This window comes from Bacillus thuringiensis, from assembly GCF_022095615.2.
Taxonomy (GTDB): Bacteria; Bacillota; Bacilli; order Bacillales; family Bacillaceae_G; genus Bacillus_A; species Bacillus_A cereus_AG.
The window spans coordinates 3789419-3813527 of record NZ_CP155559.1; the positions used below are offsets into that span (position 1 = coordinate 3789419).

Sequence of the window (24109 nt, forward strand, 5' to 3'; positions counted from 1 at the left end):
CTATAAACTCCACACTCGCACCTTTTTTACGAAAATCATTATTATTGTTTATAATGCTTGTACAAATTGTATTACTTGAAATTGCATTTTACGTTTTTGAACTAAATAGCAGTTTCATATCCATCTTTTACTTGGCACTTTTTAAAACCTGTTCATACTATGTATTACATAAAAGTACAACGGAATTCATCACAGCCATAATAATTTGAAGAACAACAGTAATCATTCACCTAGTAAAAGATGTTCGTTGTTCTCTCACGTCTATCATTCTATCATTCCCTTTCCGCTTTCTATCAAATAATTTCTTTGTTCATTTTACACAGTTTAAATACTAACTTGTAACAACTTACAATTATTCTTGCCATTCTCTAAAAAGGAAAAGTGTAGAGCATGCTTTCCTCTACACTTTTAAAATGAAACACATTGTGCAAAATGCATTGACACATCCATCATAATTATATGCTTATTCCATATATTTTTAAAGACTTTTATTACAATAAAAGTTCTTTTTGTAATAAAAGTCAAAAAAATGTTACATTAAAAACTTCTTCATATCATATTTCTTTAAATCGAAGTTTCACTCATTTTCTTACAAATCCCTATGCTGGTACAATTGATTTTGTGCCTTTCTTAACAATTCTTCAAAAGTTTTTCCTTCTATTGGATAACTAGCAGCTCCAAATAATAGAGTTATACTTAACAAGCCATTTTCTATTTCGCTTTCAATACTTTTCATTAATCGGTTTGTTATTGTCGACTTTTCATGTCCGTTATCAATCGCCACAATCACATACTTATTTTCATCCCACCTAGTAACGACGTCTCCTTTACGAATTGTCTGTACAATCGTACTCTCCAATTTTTGTACTAGCACCTCCAATTTTTTTTCTTGCACTGTTTCTTTTAGTTCTTTCCATTCTTTCATAGAAAGAATGTACACTGTAATATTATGAGAATCCCGTTCTGATAAAGCAGCTACTTTCTCAAAGAAATCAACTACAAAATTATTACTTGCCATTCCTCCTACTTCCGTATCCATACTCCTGCTCGCCCTTTTATCATACCAATGTCCAAAATAATAGCTGAGTATCATTTGCAATATATAAATAATAAAGACAGTATAAAATGATCGCGAATCCAGTTTTGTAATTACATCCTGAAGCGCAATCCATTCTGTAACTGCCACTGTATTCCCAAGTAATAATCCACTAATTTTCCCTTTATGTTTCATACTTCTCCTCCCTTCTATACCAATATATGTTTCTATAACAATTATGTTTTTCTACAAAATAAAAAATGTACATATTGAGTGTACATTTCCGCTTAAGCTTGTCTACCATTTCTATTCTATTTCATATATATACTATATATCGTTTTAGAAAGAGGTGACTTATATGCTACAAAAAGAGAATCTATCAGATATTATACGTTTACTAGCAGGTTTTCTATTATCATTAAAATTACTGTTTAATTCTTTCGGAGTGAACTTTATTACAAACGATCAAATTGATGCTATTGTAAATGTTGCTTCCTTTCTTTTCATTTTATATTTTGGTTATAAAAATAATTATGTAGGAAAAAAAGGAATCGCGCAAAAAAAAGTACTCAAAAAACACAACCTTCATTAAAAAAAGGAACCTTTCGTACAGGTTCCTTTTTATCATTGCCGCACTACAACTTCATTTGTTTGCAGTGGACCATATGATACTCCTTTATATTGAAATGTATATGTAGCCTGAAATAATGCGTTTTTAAGTGCTTTATCTTTATTTGCTTTTATTTTACAAATTAGCTCTACCTTCTCATTCGGTAATAAATTATCAATTCGCCACCTTACAAGCTGGAACAGGAACTCACTCATCCCCTTATCGGCCTTTAATGAGTTTGGAATATAGGCAAAATAATCTCGAATCATATGACTTACTACAACTCGTGAAATCATTTCCATTCCTTTATTTTCAACTTCAATTCGAATAATAAGTATGTCATTTACATCATAGGTCAGTTCATATGAAAATTTTTCTTTATACATACTACGGATTTGCAATGTAACTGCTACATTAGGACATTCGTTTTCCTTTTTTGAGCCATCAATCCATAACACCGGTTGTAGCGGTATTGAACGCCTTCCTTGATCCGAAATTCGTTTCCATATTTTCATAATAATATTCACCCCATTTCAGATGCATCATATCCATACGACCTTATTCTGCCTCTCTACACAATATTAATAAAGCTTGTTACAAACGATATATAGTTATTACTCTTCCTTTTATCCTATTCGACAATATAAAGAAAAAACCATTTTTCCTCTGTTAACAGAAGGTATTCTTACTGAAATATTTTTTTACAATTTCCTTCATTGACTTTACACCAATACTAAGTATTGTTCACTCTTTCTCTGTCCATACAACAGAATATTTTGGCGGAAGAAAAAGTTTGCCTTTTAGTCAAATTTGACTATAATATTCTTTATGGCTTTGTCAGTGCACTTGTATTGATTTAAAAACTATATTTCAAATTTTTATGTGCTGCACTCAAAACTTCATATAGTTTACTTATTATTAAAGGAGGGTTATATTTGGAATCTCAATTATCAAAAAAAGACTCCAACAATACAAAATTTGTTGTTGCAGGTTTATTACTTGGTATTTTAATGGCGGCAATGGATAATACAATCGTTGCAACAGCAATGGCAACGATTGTTGGAGACCTAGGAGGATTTGACAAGTTCGTTTGGGTCACATCTGCATATATGGTAGCAACAATGGCAGGGATGCCTATCTTCGGAAAACTTTCTGATATGTACGGACGGAAACGCTTTTATATTGGTGGCCTCATTCTTTTCTTATTCGGTTCTGCACTTTGTGGAACAGCATCTAGTATTGAACAGCTAAGTATTTATAGAGCAATTCAAGGGATCGGTGGCGGCGCTCTTATGCCTATCGCCTTCACAATTATGTACGACATATTCCCGCCAGAAAAGCGCGGAAAAATGACAGGGCTATTCGGTGCGGTTTTCGGGACATCTAGTGTATTCGGCCCTTTATTAGGTGCTTATATTACAGACTATATAAGTTGGCATTGGGTCTTCTATATTAATATTCCATTAGGACTTATTTCCTTCTTCTTCATTACGAAATACTACAGTGAATCTCTAGAATTTAGAAAACAAAAAATTGATTGGGCTGGCGCTATTACACTTGTTATTAGTATCGTTTGCTTAATGTTCGCCTTAGAGCTTGGTGGTAAAGAATATGCATGGAATTCTACTGTAATTATCGGTTTATTTACAACAGTTGTGATTATGCTTATTATTTTCTTCTTCGTAGAACGAAAAGCAACTGAACCTATCATTTCTTTCCATCTATTTAAAAAACCTTTATTCGCAGCTAGCCAAGGAGTTGCCTTTTTCTATGGTGCCGCTTTTATTATCTGTACAGTTTATATCCCAATCTTCGTTCAAGGTGTTCTCGGTGGTTCAGCCTCCAATGCTGGATTAATTTTAACACCTATGATGGTTGGCTCTGTAATTGGAAGTCAAACAGGTGGACAGTTAGCTTCTCGAACAAGTTATCGTAACATCATGATGGTGTCTGGTGTTTTCTTCGTAATTGGTATTTATTTACTAAGCACTTTAACAATGGATACACCTCGTCTACTTGTAACGCTATTTATGGTTCTCACTGGACTTGGAGTTGGTTTCTCGTTCTCAGTTTTAAGTATGTCTTCTATCCACAAGTTAGAAATGCGAGACCGTGGTTCTGCTACATCAACAAACTCATTCTTCCGTTCACTCGGTATGACTCTTGGTGTAACGATTTTCGGTACCATTCAAAACCATATTTTTACTACTAAATTAAACACTGTGTTCCCTCCTGAACTAGCTAAATTAGCTCCAAAAGGCGGAGACACAAGTTTCTTATTATCACAAGGTGCTACCGAGAAGATTCCAGCTGAAATATTAATTGGTATTAAAGATGCTCTCGCTACCTCTATTGCCAGTACATTCTTCTGGGCACTTATCCCGGCTGTACTAAGTATTATTTGTATTTTACTTATGGGAAATGAACGCCTCTTTACAGGTCCAAAAACGAAACAAAAACAAAAGCAAGTAAGTTAATATAGAGAAAAGAAACGGCATATCCCTTTATGAAAACGGATATGCCGTTTATAATATGTATAAAGTTTTTATTTATAGGAGTTGAGACAGCATGAGCATGAAATTAGTCATTCTCGGCTTGCTACTCGAAGGAGATAAACATCCATATGAAGTGCAGCACATCATGAAAGAACGACAAATGGATTGTTATATTAAATATGCAAAAGGATCACTTTACTACGCCTTCGAGCAATTAGAAAAGCAGGGTGCAATTAGTATTACCACGATTGTTCGAGATACGAATAGACCCGATAAAACAATCTTTCATATAACAGAAGAAGGTAAACGGTTATTTCACACGTTACTATTAAAACAATTCGAGGCAAAAAATCAAATATATAAACCAATTTATTCGGCACTCTCTTTCGCTCATTTTGGTGATGATCAAGAGTTAATTCCTATTTTAGAAAAAAAGAAAAATGATACCGTTCAATATTTACATAAAATGCAAACTATTTATGATTGTAGCAAAGGACAAATTCCACGTGCACAACTATATATTTTACAAAGCGTTATTGAACATATTACAGTTGAATTGCAATGGCTAAACACCCTCCTTACAGATGCAGTTGCAGGACGACTTTCAGAAATTGATATAGATGAAGGTTAAACTTATAAAGAAGAAACTGTAAAAAGACAATAAAGTTATTTCATTTTAAAACCTAAAACAAGCATATCCCCGTTCTACTTTAGGTCGAGGTTATGCTTGTTTTATTTTCGATATAAGATGGACCGATTGTTAAATACTATAACTGGCATCTTATCTCTGTACAGGTACACACTTCTTTATAAGTTTAATCGCACTTTATTTCAATTACCGCTACCTCTCTCCAACTCTATAAGAATCAGAAGAATCCGAATAATAAAAATAAAAAACTTTAGAATTTTCTTATTTTAAAACAGTAGACAAAATTCCAAAAATTGTGTTAGAATTTGTTTCAATATCATATCGCTTGTTAAATTCCTTTCAAAGGGAAAATGGGTACACGAACATTTTGTTTCGTGTTTAAAAGGGAAGATTGGTGAAACTCCAACACGGTCCCGCCACTGTAAATGCTGAGATTTCTTTTTAGTGCCACTGTGAAAACGGGAAGGTGAAAGTAATTATATGAAGCATAAGTCAGGAGACCTGCCTGTTTTAACAACACTGATAGATTCACGGATGATGATGAGGTGTTAAAACAAAAAGGAAGGCTTATTTTCTATGCCTTTGTACTTTTTGTTATAGGTATTTCCTAGTAAACGGAAATGCTTACTTTCAATTAGGGAGGAATTTGAAATGGCAATTCAAACAAGTAATTTAGGTTATCCACGTATCGGACTACAACGAGAGTGGAAAAAAACATTGGAAGCTTTTTGGTCCAATAAAATCGATGAAGAACAATTTTTAACAACAATGAAAGAAATTCGCCTACAACACGTTAAAGCACAGCAAGAAAAAGGGATTGAACTTATTCCAGTTGGCGATTTTACATATTATGATCACGTTTTGGATACTGCTTATATGCTAGGATTTATTCCATCACGTTTTTCTGAGTTTACATCTTACCTTGATGTATATTTCGCAATGGCGCGCGGCTCTAAAGATCACGTAGCTTCCGAAATGACAAAATGGTTTAATACAAACTATCATTATATCGTTCCTGAATATGAAGAGGGATTACAAATCTCTTTAAAAGATAATCGTCCACTTCGCTTATATGAAGAGGCAAAACAAGAATTAGGAGTAGATGGAAAGCCTGTTATTTTAGGACCATATACTTTCTTAAAATTAGCGAAAGGCTATACACAAGAGCAATTTGCTACGATTTTAAACCAATTAGTTGCACCTTACGTACAACTAATTTCAGAACTACATGCAGCTGGTGCACAAATCATTCAAGTTGATGAACCGATTTTCGCTTCTTTAAAGAAAGAAGAAATTCAACATGCAAAAGAAATTTACGAAGCTATTCGTAAAGAAGTTCCAAATGCGACTCTTCTTTTACAAACATATTTTGATAGTGTAGAAGAAAACTATGAAGAAATCATTACATTCCCTGTATCTAGTATTGGATTAGATTTCGTTCATGGTAAAGAAGGAAATCTAAATGCTATTTCAAAATATGGATTCCCAGCTGATAAAACTTTAGCTGTCGGTTGTATAGATGGCCGTAACATTTGGAGAGCTGACCTTGATGAAGTTCTTACGTTATTTACAACGTTACAAAAACAAGTCCAAACGAAAGATTTCATCGTTCAGCCTTCTTGTAGCTTATTGCATACACCAATCGATAAAACAGAAGAAACCCACTTATCGACTGAGCTATTTGATGCGCTAGCATTTGCAAATCAAAAATTAGAAGAGTTAGTTCTTATTCATTCTGCTCTGACTCAAGGTACAGAAAGCATTAGTAATGAGCTAGAAACATATCGAAATGTACATCAGACAATTCGCTCATCTGCTGCACGTAACCGTGAAGATGTCAAAGCAGCACGAACAGCACTAAAAGAAGAAGATTTTTCACGTCCTCTTCCATTTGAAAAACGATACGAATTACAACAAGTTGCTCTGGAGTTACCATTGTTACCAACAACAACTATCGGTAGCTTCCCGCAAACAACTGAAGTTCGTCAAACGCGAAAAGAATGGCGTAATGGTGTTATTTCAAATGAACAATATGAACAATTTATTGAAAAAGAGACAGAAAAATGGATTCGTTACCAAGAAGAAATTGGTCTTGATGTTCTTGTTCATGGCGAGTTTGAAAGAACTGACATGGTCGAATATTTTGGTGAGCGCCTTGCTGGTTTCTCATTCACTAAAAACGGTTGGGTACAATCATACGGTTCCCGCTGCGTAAAACCACCTGTTATTTATGGTGATGTAGCCTTTATTAACGGAATGACTATTAAGGAAACGGTTTATGCACAAAGCTTAACAGAGAAAGTTGTAAAAGGAATGTTAACTGGACCTGTTACGATTTTAAATTGGTCCTTCGTTCGAAATGACATTCCAAGAAAAGAAGTTTCGTATCAAATTGCATTAGCTCTTCGTCACGAAATTGAACTACTTGAATCTTCCGGAATTCGAGTAATCCAAGTCGATGAGCCAGCACTTCGTGAAGGAATGCCACTAAAAGAAAAAGATTGGGACGCTTATATTACATGGGCAGTACAATCCTTCCTTTTAGCAACTTCTTCTGTAGCAAATGAAACACAAATTCATACGCATATGTGTTACAGTAATTTCGAAGATATTGTTGACGCGATTCGCGCATTAGATGCAGATGTGATTTCTATCGAAACATCAAGAAGTCACGGAGAATTTATTGATACATTAAAACATACAACATATGAAAAAGGCATCGGTCTAGGGGTATATGATATTCATAGTCCACGTGTACCGAGTAAAGATGAAATGTATAAAATCGTAGAACAATCTTTAGAAGTATGCGACCCTAAATATTTCTGGATTAATCCTGATTGTGGTTTAAAAACGAGAAGAACGGAAGAAGTTATCCCAGCTTTAGAACACATGGTGCAAGCAGCAAAAGATGCTCGTTCCCTGCTAAAAACAAACGCATAACAAAAATGGGTTATCCTTTTTGAGGATAACCCATTTTTTATTCTTTACTTTCAAAAAAGAATTCGTATTGTATTTTATATAATTCATCATCCGTTGGTTCTTCAAGAGGAATTGCCTGTAATACAACTGTATACTCACCATTTGGAATAGGGATTTGAAATTTATTTGAAAGAATACTTGTTACAACGATACACCCATTTTCAACTGTAAAAGGAACTGTAACCGTTCTAATCGCTTCTTCTTTCTCAATATGCTTTCCGCAAGTCACTTTTACTTCACAAGTATAATCAGAAAGTGCTTCAAAAATAACAGTTCCATCCGCCTTCGCATAACCTCTTTCAAAATCTTCATCCGTCCAGTCCACGTAAGGCTGATCACCGTCATAGTTCATCAACATTAATTGCGAATAAGAAATTGTTAACTCCATCGTTCCCATTCTCCTTCATTATGAAATATGCAACTACTACTTTACGTCAAATTTCACACGCGTACCATCTGGGTATTTATCTAACTTATTTCCTACCCAAGACCCTGCTCCGCGGTTATCTGCTGGACTTATATATTCAATATGTGCTCCTTTTCCGCCTTCTTTACACATCGCCATTGGCCATTCATCACGATCATACCCTTTTTTTGATGGATATGGAGCTAACGATAATTTCCTTCTATCCGCAGCGCCACCACGATCGATTGTACAAACTTCTGAATGTCCTTCTTTTATAGCATCCGTAATATGTTTCCCTGTCTCTGGATATCGCTCTTTCGGAAATTCTAGAACTTGATCATACGCATTCGTTTTTTTGATACTTGTTTCCTCTGGAACAAGTACTTCATACACCGCTACTACAATAGAAAGAATTGCAATAATTGAAATGATAATACCTTTTAATTGCTTCATGTATACCTCCATGATTCTACCAGTTTCTTTTCCTCAGTTATTATAACAAACTTCTCCTGTATATGTTTTCAGACATTATTTTAGCTCTTCTTCGCCATTCCGCCAAAAAACTCTCATTTTCCTTCATCTTTTCACTAATGCTGTAGAAAACTAATAACCTTCCGACATTCTTTTTCAAAGGAAGTCCTCATAAAAGATTGAAATGATATATACGATACTTTTTGGGGAGGAAATATTATGGAAGCTACCTATAAAACGAAAGATGTCACGAATAAAACAGGCATCCCAAAACATATAGTTCGCAAATATAGTCAACTGTTAGAGGATCATGGTTATATCATTTCCAAAACAGCTGATGCTCGCATTTATAAACTGGATGATTTAAAACTATTGAAATCTATACATGAAAGAGCTGCTACATTGCAAGAAGACATTTCAGAAACGATACCTATTATTTTAAAAGAAAAAGAGGCCCCACCTGTACCCGTTATACAAGATAAGCAAGAAATACAGCCGAAAGAAAAAGAAGATGGGCGTAACTTTGAGGAGTTCATGTTAAAACTTGAAATGCTCGCTCAATTAAATGAAGCAATTATTCATCAAAATTCTACCCTTATTACCCAAAATCGTTTAAAAGATGAAAAGCTAGATGAATTGATGCAACAAGTTTATGTAAAAGAAGGCTCTCAAGAAAAAATGCTACAAGAGTTAGTGGATCATGCGGCTCAAACAGATGCCCTGCAAAAAGAAAAGATGGACTTATTAATGAATCATATGTATAAACGAGAATCTAAGCAAGAAGAAAAAATGAATAAACTCGTAAATCAAATTTATAATAAAGACAGCAACCGTGATGCACAACTTATGCAAGTAATTCGCGAAATTCAAGAAACAAAAAGATTAGTCGCAGCTTCGAAAGAACAAAGCTTTTTTCAATCATTTAGAAGTTTATTTAGCCGAACAAAACAAGAAAAAACATCTGAATAAAATACTATATTTTTTCCTATATAAAATAAAAAGTTACCTTCCATCGGTAACTTTTATTCCTTATTTCTTACAGCTGGCAATATAATAATCGCTTCAGTTCCTTTCCCACTTTCGCTTTTATATTCCAGTGTACCATTATGCGCTTGTAAAATACTAAATGTTACCATAAGCCCTAATCCTGTCCCTTTTTCTTTTAAAGAATAATATGGTTGTCCCAGCCTTGCTAACTGTTCTGTCGTCATTCCAACACCACTATCTTTAACTCTTATTACAATCGTTTCATCTTTTTGCATAGCCGTTACTTTTAAATATCCTTTATTTCCTTGAATTGCTTCAATACCATTTTTAACAACATTCATAATAGCTTGCTTCAATTTCGTCTTATCTCCGATCGTATAAAGACTTTCAGAAATCTCAACTTGCAAATATACACCTTGCATCGCTGCAAATGATGACATAAGAGTTGTCATTTCTATTAATTGAGCGGATAAGCAAATGTGTTCTTTTTTCTCAATTTGTGGCCTTGCTAAATTCAAATAATCTGAAATAATTTGTTCTGCCCGATCCAATTCGGCTAATACGAGACGCATATAATCCTTATTTTTCACATCTTCCGTACTTTGTAACAATTGAATAAAACCACGAACAACAGTGAGCGGATTTCGAACCTCATGTGCAACACTTGCTGCCAACTCACTTACAATATTAAGCTTTTCTGACTTTTGCATCTCTGTACGTAATATTGCATTTTCATTTAAATATTCTGTTAAGTACACTTGAAATACCATAGTCATAACCATAATAAGCGAAGCAAATATATATCCGCTATATAAGTGTGAGATATGTGGTGTAAACCCCGTTTCTAACAGAACGTTAATCATTCCAATCACTAAATAGACAAGTACGTATAATGATGAAATCATAAATGCTAAAATTAGCTTCTTATCTCTTGAAAATAGAGACCATTTCTTTGATAAAAATAATGGCACTATCAATAGAAATATTACTTCTATGACTGGAAGAAGGCTCATTCCCTTTAGCGCCCATTCATATGCAACAAAAATAACGGCCGGGATTAAACCAACAATCCCACCATATAAAAAACCACTAACAATCGGGATTGGGTGAAAATTATACCCACAAATGTCACCAAAACAAATAGAGTATGTCATAGAGAGAACGAGTGTAATGCTGGATAAAAACATAATAAAGTAGCGGTTCGGCTTCGGAGGCATTTCTTGATAACGATTTAAACGAATCGCTTCATATAAAAATAGTGGCAAAATAATGATGGCAATTTGGATCATTAAATCACGGATCAGCTCCATAACCTCTCATCCCCTATATGTATTTTGATATGATTATATCATTTTACGGGTTTATTTGTTTCAAAATTTTGATTTTTCTTAACATATTTGTTAATTCTTTGTTAACAGCACATAATAATTGTTACAGATTTTCGAAATGAATGTAAACCCTGTACCAAATTTCCGTCGGACAGTATACAATGAATACGGATTACAAAGAAAATAAAAAATACTTCATGAGACGGACAACTATAGCAAAATACAGCATATAATCCATACTATCTATGTTTACAAATAAGTGATCATTATTTTAGTAGGAGGAAGATAAATATGGCGGGTACTACGCTTGTTTTAAAAGAAGAAAATTTGGTCGTTCTAGAAAATGTTGAAAAATCAGTATATGAAGAGTTACAGCATAAAACCGGAGAAGAAAATTGCACATGTGCTGTGAATGAATCAGTTGTTCACCTTGGCAAAGTATCCTCTGTACTTTGGAATGAAGATGAAATAGATTGGGAGTACGGATATTAAAAAGTCGCTTACAGCGGCTTTTTTTCTATTTCCTTACTCTTTCTACATAACATATACGCAAGCGAAACCATAGAAAATATGTTAAAATGAACTTAATTTTCAAACGGAAGAAAGGGAGATACAATGGAACAATTCATTAATCCTAGAGTAAAAGACATCCAAATTTCTGGAATCCGTCAATTCTCTAACATGATTCAAAACTATGATAATCTTATCTCTTTAACAATTGGACAACCCGATTTCCCTACGCCTTCTCTCGTAAAAGAAGCGGCAAAACGGGCTATTACAGAAAATTATACAAGCTATACACATAACGCCGGTTTACTAGAATTACGCAAGGCAGCTTGTAACTTTGTAAAAGATAACTACGATTTACAGTATTCACCTGAAAACGAAACCATCGTTACAATCGGTGCCAGTGAAGCAATTGATATTGCATTCCGAACGATTTTAGAGCCAGGAACAGAAGTTATTTTACCTGCCCCTATTTACCCAGGATACGAGCCAATTATTCGATTATGCGGTGCTACACCTATTTTTATCGATGTTCGTGAAACTGGATTTCGTTTAACAGCCGAAGCGCTAGAAAATGCTATTACAGAAAAAACAAGATGTGTTGTACTACCGTATCCTTCTAACCCGACTGGTGTAACTTTATCAAAAGAAGAATTACAGGATATTGTAACTGTCTTAAAAGATAAAAATATTTTCGTTCTTTCTGATGAAATTTATAGCGAACTTGTATACGAAGAAAAACACACATCTATCGCTCATTTCCCAGAAATGCGTGAAAAGGCGATTGTCATTAACGGTTTATCTAAATCACATTCTATGACTGGCTGGCGTATCGGTCTATTATTCGCACCAAGCTATTTAGCAGCACATATACTAAAAGTTCATCAATACAACGTAACGTGTGCTACTTCAATCGCTCAATATGCTGCAATTGAAGCATTAACAGCTGCTAAAGATGCACCAAAAATGATGCGTCATCAATACAAAAAACGCCGTGATTACGTGTATAATAGACTCATTCAAATGGGCTTAACAGTTGAAAAACCAACAGGTGCATTTTACTTATTCCCATATGTTGGTCATTTAACATCTTCATCATTTGATTTTGCACTTGACCTTGTCAAAGAAGCTGGACTAGCTGTCGTTCCTGGAACAGCATTTTCTGAATATGGTGAAGGTTATCTTCGCTTATCCTATGCGTATAGTATTGAAACTTTAAAAGAAGGCTGTGATCGATTAGAGGCCTTTCTACAACAAAAAGCTAAGAGTTAAACTCTTAGCTTTTTTTATGCATAATGATCGCAAGTTTGGCGCTTTAGTAATTTATGAGGAATAATAATACACTTTGCAGTAGACTCCGCATTCTCTACTTTATCCACTAAAGCTTTTGCTGCCTCATATCCTAGTTGATAAATATTCACATCAACTGTCGAAAGTGGCGGACTCGCAATTTCTGATAATAAAGCATTGTTAAAGCTTATAATGGAAACATCCTTTGGTACAACGAATCCTTTTTTAGAAAGAGCACTTAACACACCAAGTCCAATTAAATCATCCGTTGCCACAATTGCTGTCGGTGGTTGCTGTAGTCCCATTAACTCCTCAACGGCTTGTTGACCACTTTCCCTCGAAAAATCAAAATGTAAAATATACTCTTTTGGTAATACAATGTCCGCTAATTTTAAAGCATCACTCATACCAGCCAAACGATCTCTCGTTACAAGTAAATCTGATCCACCGCCGATGAACGCGATTTGTTTATGACCTAATGAAATCAAATATTCTGCTACTTCTCTTGCAGCTGTATAATTATCATTATCTACATATGTAATTTCATCTTTTCGATCATACGGTTTCCCAATTAAAACAAACGGGAAATTTTGTTTATGCAAATATTGAATAATCCGATCATTCTCTCTTGAATATAAAAGAATAATGCCACCAATTTGGCGCCCCTGCACCATCTTTACAACACCATTATAAATTTCATCTTCCGTTTCACCTGTCGACATATAAAGCGCATACCCTTCCACATGTGCAAATGAACTAATCCCTCTTATAACTTCTGGGAAAAACGGATTTTGAAAAGCTTTACTTGCAGAACTTGGCATAACAAGGCCAAGTGTTTTCGTTGTTTGGTTAGCTAGATTTCTTGCGTTTAAATTAGGATGATATCCCAGTTCACTCATTACTTTCCGAACACGACGCTTTGTTTTTTCACTTATACTTGGGTTATCAGCAATTACACGAGAAACGGTAGATGGTGCTACATTTGCCTTCTTCGCCACATCTTTAATTGTAACTGTCATAAAAATCCCCCTCCTCTCACTTCTCTGCCATTTTTTATATACTTTTATCTTGCACCCGTTGCAAGTAATAGGAGAAATCATAAACTTTCATTGATTCTATCTTGTAAATCCTATCATATTCTCCCTCTCCATGTATTGTAAGGGATATAGCTCATTTTTCCTATACTATAATATACTATTTATTTCACTTCTTTTCATATGTGATGTCAAATCTCTTTTCATCTCCCTATAAAGCTTTTTATAGGGAGATGAAAAGAAAAATGGGACGTAATGTCCCATTTTTCATCCTTTCGTACCTCCAGCAGTTAAACCAGAAATAAAATATTTTTGTAGTGATAGGAATAAAATTGAAATTGGGATTGCAATCAATACTGAACCCGCTGCAAACGTTGTAAATTCATTACCAAATTTCTTCGCTACCATTTCATATAACCCAACTGCTAACGTATAATTTTCTGGTGTGCGCAAAATAACACTCGCTAAAATGAAATCTGTAAATGGACCGATGAAAGTGAATAACGCCACAACCGCTACGATTGGCTTTGCAAGTGGCATAATGATTTGCCAAAAAATACGGAAATGTCCTGCCCCATCCATACGAGCTGACTCATCCAATTCTTTTGGAATCGTATCAAAATATCCCTTCATAAGCCATGTATTCATTGGAATTGCCCCGCCTACATAAATTAAAATTAATGCAAGGTGCGTATCGATTAACCCTGTTAACTGTGCTAATACATATAGAGCGATTAGCGCCGCAAAGTTCGGAATCATTTGCAGAATTAAAAACGTTAATAAGCCATTTTTTCTTCCAACAAAACGGTATCTTGAAAATGCATAAGCAGTAAAACTAATTGCTAACACTGAGAAAATCATCGTTATAACACTTACTTTTAATGTGTTTTTATACCATAGTAAATAATTACTATTCTCTAAATCTAATAACTTACGATAATGATCTAACGTTGCATTTTGCGGAATAATACTTGATCCAGATAAACTATCACCTGGATTAAATGATGAGCCAATAATCCATAATAACGGATAGAAAATGATGGCACACATTACGAAAATAACGAAATAACTTAATGAGAGACGTAACATCTTTTGTCTTTTAATATTCATTTACATCATATCCTCTTCTTGGAATGATTTTGTTCTCTTAAATTGCCATAACGCAACTGTAATAACGATTAACGATAATATCATTGTAAGAGCTGCTGCTTTCCCGTACTGCGCCGAAGTCATCGTTAACTTATAAATCCATGAAATTAAAATATCCGTTCCACCCGCGTCTTGTCCAGCTACAGCAGGACCTCCGCCGTTAAATAGATAGATGATACTAAAGTTATTAAAGTTAAACGTATATTGCGTAATTAATATTGGTGCTGTTGCATATAAGACAAGTGGCAATGTAATTTTACGAAACTGTTGCCAAGATGTAGCTCCATCTACTGTAGCAGCTTCATATAACTCTCCTGGAATCGATTGCAGTATACCTGTTGTCATTGCAAAGACGAACGGGAATCCAAGCCACGTTTGAATCATAATTAAAGCGATTTTTGCCCAAAATGGATCTGTCATCCAAGCAATCTTTTCGATTCCAAATAAAGCTAATACTTGATTGTTAATTGCTCCAAATGTTTCGTTAAACATACCAGAGAAAACAAGAATAGATACGAACGCTGGGACCGCCCACGGTAAAATGAAGATTGTCCGAATAATTGCCTTCCCTTTAATACCAGGCTGATTTACGATAATCGCTAAGAAAATACCAAGCGCAACTTGTAATGTCGTTGCAACGAATGTCCAAATGACAGTCCAAGAAAATACGCTTAAAAATGTCTCTCTCCACATCGGTAATGTAAAGATATCAATAAAGTTTTTGAAGCCCACCCAATCTACTAATTTAGCTGGAGGCGAGTGGTATAAATCATAATTCGTAAATCCAATTAAAATTACGAAAATGATTGGAAATACAACTACAAAGATAAGTAATAGAAAACCTGGTGAAACCATTAAATATGGAAAACCTTGATCTAGTAAATTACGGTATTGCTCTTTTACAGAGTTTAATGGTGTACCTATATCACGTTTCTTCCCGTTTTGGTATGCATCATATAAATTAAATGCATATATTCCGAGTCCAAACACGATGACAATGAGTGCCAAGATTCCTTCTACTAATAGAAAGACAGAATGGTCGCGTGGAACTTCTGTACCAAGCGTTACAATTCCCCATAATCCCATATTTAATAAATCAGCAAAGGCTACAATAAATGAACCTGTTAATACTAGAAAAATAAGACCTTTTACAAATTGTTTGTTATACATTTGGCCCATGCCTGGAATGATTGATAACATGGTTGCCATTTTCCTATGTTTTGAACCGTTTAAGCCGTTTGCTGGTTCCATAGATGTTTGCATGTTCCTTCCCCCTTTTTTCTGGGAGAGAATTCGTGCCCCTCATATTAGAGGCACGAATTTCACCTTATTTTTTCTTACTATGATTTGCCTCAATATTACCTTTAATTTGCTTCACTGCATTATCAAGTGCTGCTTTTGGTGCCTCTTTCTCCGTAACAACTAATTGAAGTGCATCTCCAGCTGGTTTCCATACTTCTTGCATTTCTGGAATGTTCGGCATTGGAATTCCATTTTCAGATTGCGTCGCAACTGCTTTTGCAGCTTCATTATCTTTAATAATTGGATCTTCCATTACTGATTTTACTGGAGGAATTTCTTTTGTTTTCTCAAATCGAATTTTTGCATTTTCTTCATTCGTTACCCATTCAGTGAACTTTGTAGCTAAATCATTTTGTTTAGAGAAACTTGTTACATGCCATCCTTTAACCCCAACAAATGTTTTCATTGGTTGACCATTTGGTAATTTCGGCATTGGAGCAACACCATAATCAATTCCGTTCTTTTCCATCGCTTGGAACGCCCATGGGCCGTTCATGATAGATGCTGCTTTTCCTTCGTTAAATAGTCCATCAGCAGCAGGTCCGCCAGATTCACCGATAATACCTTTTGGGAATAGCTTTTCTTTGTACCATTTTTGAAGGTATTCAGCACCTTGTACTGCTCCGCTATTATTTAATCCAACATCACTTGCATTTGGCTTTCCATCTTTTTCACCAAACACATAACCACCCATACCTGCCATGAATGCATTAGCAAAGTAGAAGTTATCTCCTAATGTTAAAAATCCGTACTTGCCATCCTTCGTAAATTCTTTTGAGAAGTTAAACAGCTCGTCCATCGTTTCTGGTGCTTTTGGCATTAATTTTTTATTGTAAATAAAGATTGGTGTCTCAATTGCTTTTGGTAAACCATATAATTTTCCGTTATATGTCTGTGCTTGTATTGATGAGTCAGTAAATTTACTCTTTACGGCATCATCAGCTTTCACTTCAGAAAGTAAACCTTCTGTTACTGCGTTTCCGATTTGATCATGTGGCAATGTTACGACATCTGGTCCCGTCCCCGCTGGTCCATCAAGGCGTAACTTCTTCACTTGGTCTGTCATTTGCATTTCAACAACTTTTACTTTTACTTTATATTTTTCCTCAAAGCTTTTCACCGCTGGTTCTAAAGCAACACCTTTTTTATCATCTTCCCAAACAAGAAGATCGTAATCTTTCTTTGCTTTACTTTCTTCTTTCTTCCCTGAATCTTTCGGCCCACATGCAGATAACATACCAATTGATAATGCTGAAACCGTTAATAATGATAATGCTTTCTTCATCCCAAAAACCTCCCTAAATTGTATATGTACCCTACTAATTGAAAACGTTTGCATTGAATTGTTTAATAGAAGCGCAAACAATATCTCAATCTATGAAAACGTTTGCGCTATTTGTCTATCATTATACATTCTTTTATTCATTTTGCAAATATTAATTTAAAAATATTATTACTACACTCTTTATACATTGACTTTATATGAAATGAATACTACTCTTATAAACAATATTAAAGCTATGCAAAAAGCAATCGTTTGCAACATATGCTTTATTATTACACTTAAGGGAACAATATGTATGGAGATATTAAAGGGGGATTTTCTATATGCTTAAAGAAGCCATTTATCATAGGCCAAAAGATAACTATGCATACGCTTATGATGAAAAAACGATTCACATCCGAATACGTACGAAAAGAGAGGATGCTCAAAGCGCCACTCTTATTTACGGTGATCCTTATGAATGGAAAGATGGGAAATGGATTTCATCAAGTACACCGATGAAAAAAACTGGTTCTACTACATTGTTTGATTATTGGTCTATTTCCATCGAACCACAATTTAAGCGCTTACGTTATGGATTCGAATTAAAAAATGATACAGAAACGCTTATTTATGCAGAGCGAGGATTTTTCTCTACCATTCCAAATGATGACGTTGGTAACTTTTTCTGTTTTCCATTTATTCATGCAAATGATGTATTCAAAGCACCTTCTTGGATTAAAGACACCGTTTGGTATCAAATTTTCCCAGAACGGTTCGCTAATGGAGATCGTGCACTAAATCCAGAAAATACTCTTCCTTGGGGTAGCGCTGAGCCAACTCCAACTAATTTTTTCGGCGGAGATTTTGCTGGTATTATTCAAAACCTTGATCACCTTGTGAAGCTTGGAATTTCAGGAATATATTTCACCCCTATTTTCAAAGCACATTCAAACCATAAATATGACACAATTGACTACATGGAAATCGATCCGCAATTTGGCACAAAAGAAACGTTCAAAGAACTCGTTCAGGCATGTCATACACACGGTATAAAAGTAATGCTCGATGCCGTGTTTAATCATAGTGGATACTTTTTCGATAAATTTCAAGACGTACTAGAAAATGGTGAGCAGTCAGCATATAAAGAGTGGTTCCATATTCATGAGTTTCCAATTAGAACTGAGCCACTTCCAAATTATGATACTTTCGCGTTTACACCGTATATGCCTAAATTAAATACAGCACACCCTGATGTAAAAGAGTATTTACTTGAAGTAGGGCGTTATTGGGTAAAAGAATTTAATATAGACGGTTGGCGCCTTGATGTAGCAAATGAAGTCGACCACAGCTTTTGGAGAGAATTCCGAAGTGAGATAAAGACATTAAATCCTGAAGTATATATTTTAGGAGAAATTTGGCACGATGCACTTCCATGGCTACAAGGAGATCAATTTGATGCTGTAATGAGCTATCCTGTTACAAACGCTCTACTGTCTTACTTTGCTAACGATTCCATTAAAGCAAATGAATTTATGAAACAAATTACAGAATCCCTCCATTCCTACTCTATGAACGTAAATGAAGCAGCGTTTCATTTATTAGACAGCCATGATACACCAAGAATATTGACAACATGTAACGGAGATAAAAATAAATTAAAATTACTTTATGTATTCCACCTTTCTTTCATCGGCTCTCCTTGTATTTATTATGGAGACGAAATTGGTATGGACGGCGGTATGGACCCAGCTTGCCGCAAATGTATGATTTGGGATACGAAAGAACAAGATCATCTATTATTTACACATGTACAAACATTAATTTCATTACGAAAGCAATATAAAGCATTTGGAGGGCATGGTACTTTCCAATTCATCGAAGCAAATGATGAATATAATTATATTTCTTATACGAAAACGTATGAAGACGAAACTATCTTTTTCGTTTTAAATCCGACTGATAGTGAAATTACTGCTTCCCTCCCTCTCCATGTTACTGGAAAGAAAATCATTAACATTTATACAAACGAAGAATTTTCAGCGGAAGCAAATGTATTACAAGTTACACTTCCTCCATATGGATTCTCAATCTTAAAATGGTAATAAAAAATCCTTATACCAAGTGGTATAAGGATTTTTTTTATTTTAATTTAAATACCATCGCTTCATACGGACGTAATGTCATGTTATCTATCGATCCATTCTCTACGTCGTAATTGTGTATGAATACCTCTGCTTCACTATAATTAATGTCCTCAGGCATTTCAAATACACATTCTTCCGCCGTAAAGTTTGCAATGACAAGAAGTTTTTCTTCTCCATATGTTCTTACGTATGCAAAAATAGAAGGGTTATTCTCTAATATTGAATCATATGATCCATACACAATAATCTCATTATTTTTACGTAACTCAATTAATTTTTTATAGTAATAAAAAATTGAATCTTTATTTTGGATCGCTTGTTTCACATTGATTTCTTTGTAGTTAGGGTTTACCGTAATCCAAGGCTCACCTGTTGTGAATCCAGCATGATTCTGATCGTCCCACTGCATCGGTGTTCTAGCATTATCTCGGCCTTTTATATAAATAGACTGCATCACTTTATCTATATCTTCACCGCGCTCTATCACTTTTTCCTTATACATATTTAATGTTTCAATATCTCGATATTCATCAATCGATTCAAATCGAACGTTTGTCATTCCGATTTCTTCTCCTTGATAAATATACGGTGTTCCTTTCATCATATGAAGCACCGTCGCTAACATTTTCGCAGATTCAATGCGATACATTTCATCATTACCAAAACGAGATACAACGCGAGGCTGATCATGGTTATTCCAATACAGGCTATTCCATCCAGTATGCTCTAATGCTTTTTGCCACTTCGTTAAATTCTCTTTTAAAGTAAGGAGTGAGCATGGTTTTACATCCCATTTCCCGCCTTCTCCTGAATCTAAATCCATATGTTCAAATTGGAATACCATCTGCAGTTCTTTTCGTTCTTCTCCAGTATACATTTTCGCTTCTTCTGTCGTTACACCAGGCATTTCACCAACCGTCATAATATCATAATGAGACAATACTTCTTCATTCATTTCATGTAAATATTTATGAATGTTTGGACCGTTCATAAAATGCTTATGACCTGAAACATACCCCTCTTCTTCCGTTTCAACAGCTGGTAATCCCTCTTCTTTAGAAATAAAATTAATAACATCCATACGGAAGCCATCAATTCCTTTTTCTAACCAAAACTTCATCATTTCATAAACATCTTGTCTTACCTTTTCATTATCCCAATTTAAATCCGGCTGTTTTTTAGAAAACAGATGTAAATAATATTCATCTGTCATTTCATCATACTTCCATGCTGATCCACTAAAAGCTGCTCCCCAGTTGTTCGGCTCTTTTCCTTCTTTTCCAGGACGCCATATATAGTAATCTCTATATTTATTATCTTTTGATTTACGTGATTCAATAAACCAATTATGTTCATCAGAAGTATGGTTAACAACTAAGTCCATCATAAGTTTCATATTGCGTTCATGCATTTCATGTAGTAGCTCATCCCAATCTTCCATCGTTCCGAACTCATTCATAATTTTACAATAATCACTTATATCATAACCATTATCATCATTTGGCGATTCATAGACCGGTGATAACCAAATGACATCAATCCCTAATTCTTTTAAGTAGTCTAACTTTGAAATAATCCCACGAAGATCCCCAATACCATCACCGTTACTATCCATAAAGCTACGAGGATAAATTTGATATACTACACTTTCTTTCCACCACTGTTTTTCCATTATGCTACCCCATTTCATTAATAATTCGATTTTCTCTTTTTAAGGCGCAAACGTTTTCATTAATGAATGATAACAGATTCTATCTTAATTTAAAATAGCGCTTACAACTTTTATTCTTATTTTTCTAAGAAAATATACGCAAATTACTAATATTCCTCTAATAAATGAAAACGTTTTATTTTTTTGTTTATTTTTTGAATCTATTAGTTTATAATAAATTCAAAGAAAACGTTTGCATAATTTTTTCTAGGGGGCAATACCATGGCAGAATTGAAATTAGAAAACATTTATAAAATATATGATAATAATGTAACCGCTGTAACAGATTTTAATTTACACATTCAAGATAAAGAGTTTATCGTATTTGTCGGTCCTTCTGGATGCGGAAAATCTACAACATTACGAATGGTAGCTGGACTTGAAGATATTTCAAAAGGAGAGTTTTCAATTGATGGTAAGCTAATGAATGATGTCCCTCCAAAAGATCGCGATATCGCAATGGTCTTCCAAAACTATGCTTTATATCCACATATGAGTGTGTATGATAATATGGCATTTGGATTAAAACTTAGAAAAATACCAAAAGATGAAATCGATCGTCGCGTGAAAGATGCAGCAAAAATTTTAGGACTGGAACAATATTTAGATAGAAAACCGAAAGCGTTATCTGGTGGACAACGTCAACGTGTTGCGTTAGGTAGAGCAATTGTTCGAGACGCGAAAGTGTTCTTAATGGATGAGCCTTTATCCAACTTAGACGCTAAATTACGTGTTGCAATGCGCTCAGAAATTTCTAAATTACATCACCGTCTTGGAACGACAACAATTTACGTAACACATGATCAAACAGAAGCAATGACAATGGCTTCACGTCTCGTTGTTATGAAAGACGGAAAGATTCAACAAATCGGAACTCCAAAAGAAGTATATGAAACACCTGAAAATATTTTCGTTGGTGGATTTATTGGCTCACCAGCAATGAATTTCTTCCGTGGTAAATTAACTGAAACCGATTTCGTTATAGATAATTCATTAAAGGTCAAAGTAACTGAAGGAAAAATGAAGATGTTACGTGAACAAGGCTATGTAAATAAGGAAATTGTTTTAGGTATTCGTCCTGAAGACATTCATGATGAACTCTTATTTTTAGAAGCTTCACAATCTACTGCCTTCACAACAAAAATCGAAGTTGCTGAGTTACTAGGTGCTGAATCTATTTTATATATGAAACTTGGAGATCAAGATTTTGCAGCACGTGTTGATGCAAGACATACATTTTCACCTGGAGATCAAATTAAACTAGCATTTGATCTGAATAAAGCACATTTCTTTGATAGTCAAACTGAACAATGTATTCGTTAAAAAATAATTTTTCCCTATATAACATACAAAAAAACCGTCCACATATTTTGAGGGCGGTTTTCATTATTATACGAGGGCTTCTACTGTATGAAATGATTGTCCTTTCGTGCCAATAATACCGAAAATCGGTAAGTCACTCAGCACCACTTCTTCTTGCTGTTTCATAAAAGATGACGTTAATTGTTTTATCTCTATCCAAACGTCATTAATACAAAGTACATTGGAATCGTTCTCTTGTTGGCGAGAAAAAATAGAATCTATTTTATATAAACCAGCATTTTGAAAAAGCATATCAATACGACTAAATGCATTCAAAGTAATACTGATAACGCGTTGCCAATCTCCTTGCTTTCCCATATCATAGGATACAAAAAGTGCTTCTCCGCCTAGATTCGTAATTTCCTCCACTGTTGCTTGTCCACTTTCTTGATCAATGTCCGTCACAATTACTTTTGCGCCTTGTTTAGCCAACAAAAGAGCTGTATTACGTCCCATACCGATGCCACCGCCAGTTACGATAGCAACTTTCCCTGCAAGCTTCATTTTCATTACCCCTTCTATAAGTCTTACCGTCATTCAGTATACTCCTTTATGAGATTAGTCTGCAAGCAAGAAAAGTTTCTTATTTATTTGTAAGCGATTACTTTTTTACTTCTTCTTTTTTCTTACTATTACGCTGATCGAAAACTAAACCGATGAAAATTAAAATCCCCCAAAAGATTACGCTACCTCCAGTCATTTCAATTTCCCCCTTATTATATATAGATATTATTTAAATTATTATAACATTTTCTTAATTTTCGATCTATTTAAATTAATAATGATATGGAATAACTTTTTTCCTATTATATATCCTTTAAAATATATTTGTATAATAAAAAAAGACCTTCTTATTTTATGTATAAAAAGGTCTCTGTTTTTATTATACAAGACTTATCACTTTCGTTTTTGTAATTAAATCCTGAAAACCACAATTATCTTTGCGGAATAACATCATATATACGTTACATAATATCGGAATTCCAAGTAGTAATATGTTCGGTAATAACAATACAAAAAATCGTATAATTAGTGTTTGTAACGTTATCTTTTCACTCTTCAATGAAATTAATTTTATTCTCGTTACCTTTTTACCAAGTGTAACACCGTTCCAAATAAAGGGTACCAAAATAAAATATATCGCCATTAATATAAAAACTACTGCAAGATCATATCTATAATCGCCAAAACTAATATTAAAGCGATTAAAAATAGCACTATAATTTCCGGTCATAACAGCTACTACTGCACCATACATAACCGAGATTAGAAACATATCAATTAGGGAAGCACCTATGCGATTCATTACAAGCGCTGGACGATGCATCTTTAACTTCATTTTATGTCGACTCCTTCATATCCTTCTTTACCCGTCTCATCGT

Annotated in this window: 22 protein-coding genes and 1 riboswitch; of the genes, 9 read left to right on the plus strand and 13 right to left on the minus strand. The window is 34.4% G+C overall.

The genetic code is table 11. The features are described from left to right. Nucleotides 1-589: 589 nt before the first annotated feature. Complete coding sequence (locus tag KZZ19_RS19485; RefSeq protein ID WP_088097580.1) at nt 590-1231, minus strand: diguanylate cyclase domain-containing protein; 642 nt, start codon at nt 1229-1231, stop codon at nt 590-592. A gap of 163 nt (nt 1232-1394) precedes the next feature. Here KZZ19_RS19485 and KZZ19_RS19490 point away from each other — a divergent pair, with 163 nt between their 5' ends. Then, complete coding sequence (locus KZZ19_RS19490; protein ID WP_237979400.1) at nt 1395-1628, plus strand: SPP1 phage holin family protein; 234 nt, start codon at nt 1395-1397, stop codon at nt 1626-1628. Nucleotides 1629-1660: 32 nt separating this feature from the next. On the opposite strand, the gene KZZ19_RS19495 is transcribed toward KZZ19_RS19490, so the two are convergent. Then, the gene (locus KZZ19_RS19495; protein WP_048546157.1) at nt 1661-2161 is read right to left on the minus strand and encodes a hypothetical protein; all 501 of its coding nucleotides are present in this window, start codon (nt 2159-2161) and stop codon (nt 1661-1663) included. A 420-nt stretch (nt 2162-2581) separates the two neighbouring features. On the opposite strand from KZZ19_RS19495, the gene KZZ19_RS19500 reads away from it, so the two are divergent. The 3 genes from KZZ19_RS19500 (at nt 2582) to metE (ending at nt 7730) form a co-directional block, all read left to right on the plus strand. Continuing rightward, nucleotides 2582-4123: an MDR family MFS transporter gene (locus KZZ19_RS19500; RefSeq protein ID WP_237979401.1), complete on the plus strand. Its 1542-nt coding sequence runs from the start codon at nt 2582-2584 to the stop codon at nt 4121-4123. Nucleotides 4124-4214: 91 nt separating this feature from the next. Then, complete coding sequence (locus tag KZZ19_RS19505) at nt 4215-4772, plus strand: PadR family transcriptional regulator (protein ID WP_237979402.1); 558 nt, start codon at nt 4215-4217, stop codon at nt 4770-4772. A 353-nt stretch (nt 4773-5125) separates the two neighbouring features. After that, nucleotides 5126-5313: riboswitch (cobalamin riboswitch) on the plus strand. A gap of 128 nt (nt 5314-5441) precedes the next feature. Then, the gene (gene metE, locus KZZ19_RS19510; RefSeq protein ID WP_237979403.1) at nt 5442-7730 is read left to right on the plus strand and encodes a 5-methyltetrahydropteroyltriglutamate--homocysteine S-methyltransferase; all 2289 of its coding nucleotides are present in this window, start codon (nt 5442-5444) and stop codon (nt 7728-7730) included. Nucleotides 7731-7767: 37 nt separating this feature from the next. Here metE and comJ read toward each other — a convergent pair whose 3' ends face one another. Both comJ and nucA read right to left on the minus strand, forming a co-directional pair. After that, nucleotides 7768-8157, minus strand: coding sequence for a competence protein ComJ (gene comJ / locus KZZ19_RS19515; protein WP_088097584.1), 390 nt, complete (start codon nt 8155-8157; stop codon nt 7768-7770). 36 nt (nt 8158-8193) lie between these two features. Then, nucleotides 8194-8628 carry a DNA-entry nuclease gene (gene nucA / locus KZZ19_RS19520; protein WP_000811502.1) on the minus strand — a complete coding sequence of 145 codons (435 nt, stop codon included), beginning with the start codon at nt 8626-8628 and terminating at the stop codon, nt 8194-8196. A gap of 237 nt (nt 8629-8865) precedes the next feature. On the opposite strand from nucA, the gene KZZ19_RS19525 reads away from it, so the two are divergent. After that, complete coding sequence (locus tag KZZ19_RS19525; protein ID WP_088097585.1) at nt 8866-9615, plus strand: DUF3967 domain-containing protein; 750 nt, start codon at nt 8866-8868, stop codon at nt 9613-9615. Nucleotides 9616-9668: 53 nt separating this feature from the next. On the opposite strand, the gene kinB is transcribed toward KZZ19_RS19525, so the two are convergent. Further along, nucleotides 9669-10943 carry a sporulation sensor histidine kinase KinB gene (kinB, locus tag KZZ19_RS19530; protein WP_088097586.1) on the minus strand — a complete coding sequence of 425 codons (1275 nt, stop codon included), beginning with the start codon at nt 10941-10943 and terminating at the stop codon, nt 9669-9671. Between the two features lie 309 nt (nt 10944-11252). On the opposite strand from kinB, the gene KZZ19_RS19535 reads away from it, so the two are divergent. After that, on the plus strand, nt 11253-11453 hold the full coding sequence (locus KZZ19_RS19535) for a hypothetical protein (RefSeq protein ID WP_000929285.1): 201 nt from the start codon (nt 11253-11255) through the stop codon (nt 11451-11453). Nucleotides 11454-11576: 123 nt separating this feature from the next. Further along, entirely contained in the window at nt 11577-12740 is a 1164-nt protein-coding gene (locus tag KZZ19_RS19540; protein ID WP_088097587.1) for an aminotransferase A, read from the plus strand. Nucleotides 12741-12754: 14 nt separating this feature from the next. Here the strand turns inward: KZZ19_RS19540 and malR are convergent, their stop codons facing one another. The 4 genes from malR to KZZ19_RS19560 form a co-directional block, all read right to left on the minus strand. Beyond that, nucleotides 12755-13777 (minus strand): maltose operon transcriptional repressor MalR, encoded by a 1023-nt coding sequence (gene malR, locus KZZ19_RS19545; RefSeq protein ID WP_088097588.1) that lies wholly within the window; start codon nt 13775-13777, stop codon nt 12755-12757. Between the two features lie 282 nt (nt 13778-14059). Next, nucleotides 14060-14902, minus strand: a complete 843-nt coding sequence (gene malD, locus KZZ19_RS19550; RefSeq protein ID WP_001022594.1) for a maltosaccharide ABC transporter permease MalD — start codon at nt 14900-14902, stop codon at nt 14060-14062. Further along, complete coding sequence (gene malC / locus KZZ19_RS19555) at nt 14903-16204, minus strand: maltosaccharide ABC transporter permease MalC (protein ID WP_088097589.1); 1302 nt, start codon at nt 16202-16204, stop codon at nt 14903-14905. Nucleotides 16205-16268: 64 nt separating this feature from the next. After that, nucleotides 16269-17528 (minus strand): extracellular solute-binding protein, encoded by a 1260-nt coding sequence (locus KZZ19_RS19560; RefSeq protein ID WP_088097590.1) that lies wholly within the window; start codon nt 17526-17528, stop codon nt 16269-16271. A 323-nt stretch (nt 17529-17851) separates the two neighbouring features. Here KZZ19_RS19560 and KZZ19_RS19565 point away from each other — a divergent pair, with 323 nt between their 5' ends. Further along, complete coding sequence (locus KZZ19_RS19565) at nt 17852-19612, plus strand: alpha-glycosidase (RefSeq protein WP_237979404.1); 1761 nt, start codon at nt 17852-17854, stop codon at nt 19610-19612. 37 nt (nt 19613-19649) lie between these two features. On the opposite strand, the gene malL is transcribed toward KZZ19_RS19565, so the two are convergent. After that, nucleotides 19650-21326, minus strand: a complete 1677-nt coding sequence (malL, locus tag KZZ19_RS19570) for an oligo-1,6-glucosidase (RefSeq protein ID WP_237979405.1) — start codon at nt 21324-21326, stop codon at nt 19650-19652. Nucleotides 21327-21587: 261 nt separating this feature from the next. On the opposite strand from malL, the gene KZZ19_RS19575 reads away from it, so the two are divergent. After that, nucleotides 21588-22688 (plus strand): ABC transporter ATP-binding protein, encoded by a 1101-nt coding sequence (locus KZZ19_RS19575; RefSeq protein WP_237979407.1) that lies wholly within the window; start codon nt 21588-21590, stop codon nt 22686-22688. A gap of 66 nt (nt 22689-22754) precedes the next feature. Here the strand turns inward: KZZ19_RS19575 and KZZ19_RS19580 are convergent, their stop codons facing one another. From KZZ19_RS19580 to KZZ19_RS19590, 3 genes are all read right to left on the minus strand, one after another. Beyond that, nucleotides 22755-23264: an SDR family NAD(P)-dependent oxidoreductase gene (locus KZZ19_RS19580; RefSeq protein ID WP_088097594.1), complete on the minus strand. Its 510-nt coding sequence runs from the start codon at nt 23262-23264 to the stop codon at nt 22755-22757. A gap of 64 nt (nt 23265-23328) precedes the next feature. Then, nucleotides 23329-23427: a flagellar motor protein gene (locus KZZ19_RS19585; RefSeq protein WP_087954423.1), complete on the minus strand. Its 99-nt coding sequence runs from the start codon at nt 23425-23427 to the stop codon at nt 23329-23331. A 183-nt stretch (nt 23428-23610) separates the two neighbouring features. After that, nucleotides 23611-24066, minus strand: coding sequence for an RDD family protein (locus KZZ19_RS19590; protein ID WP_088097595.1), 456 nt, complete (start codon nt 24064-24066; stop codon nt 23611-23613). Nucleotides 24067-24109 lie beyond the last annotated feature (43 nt).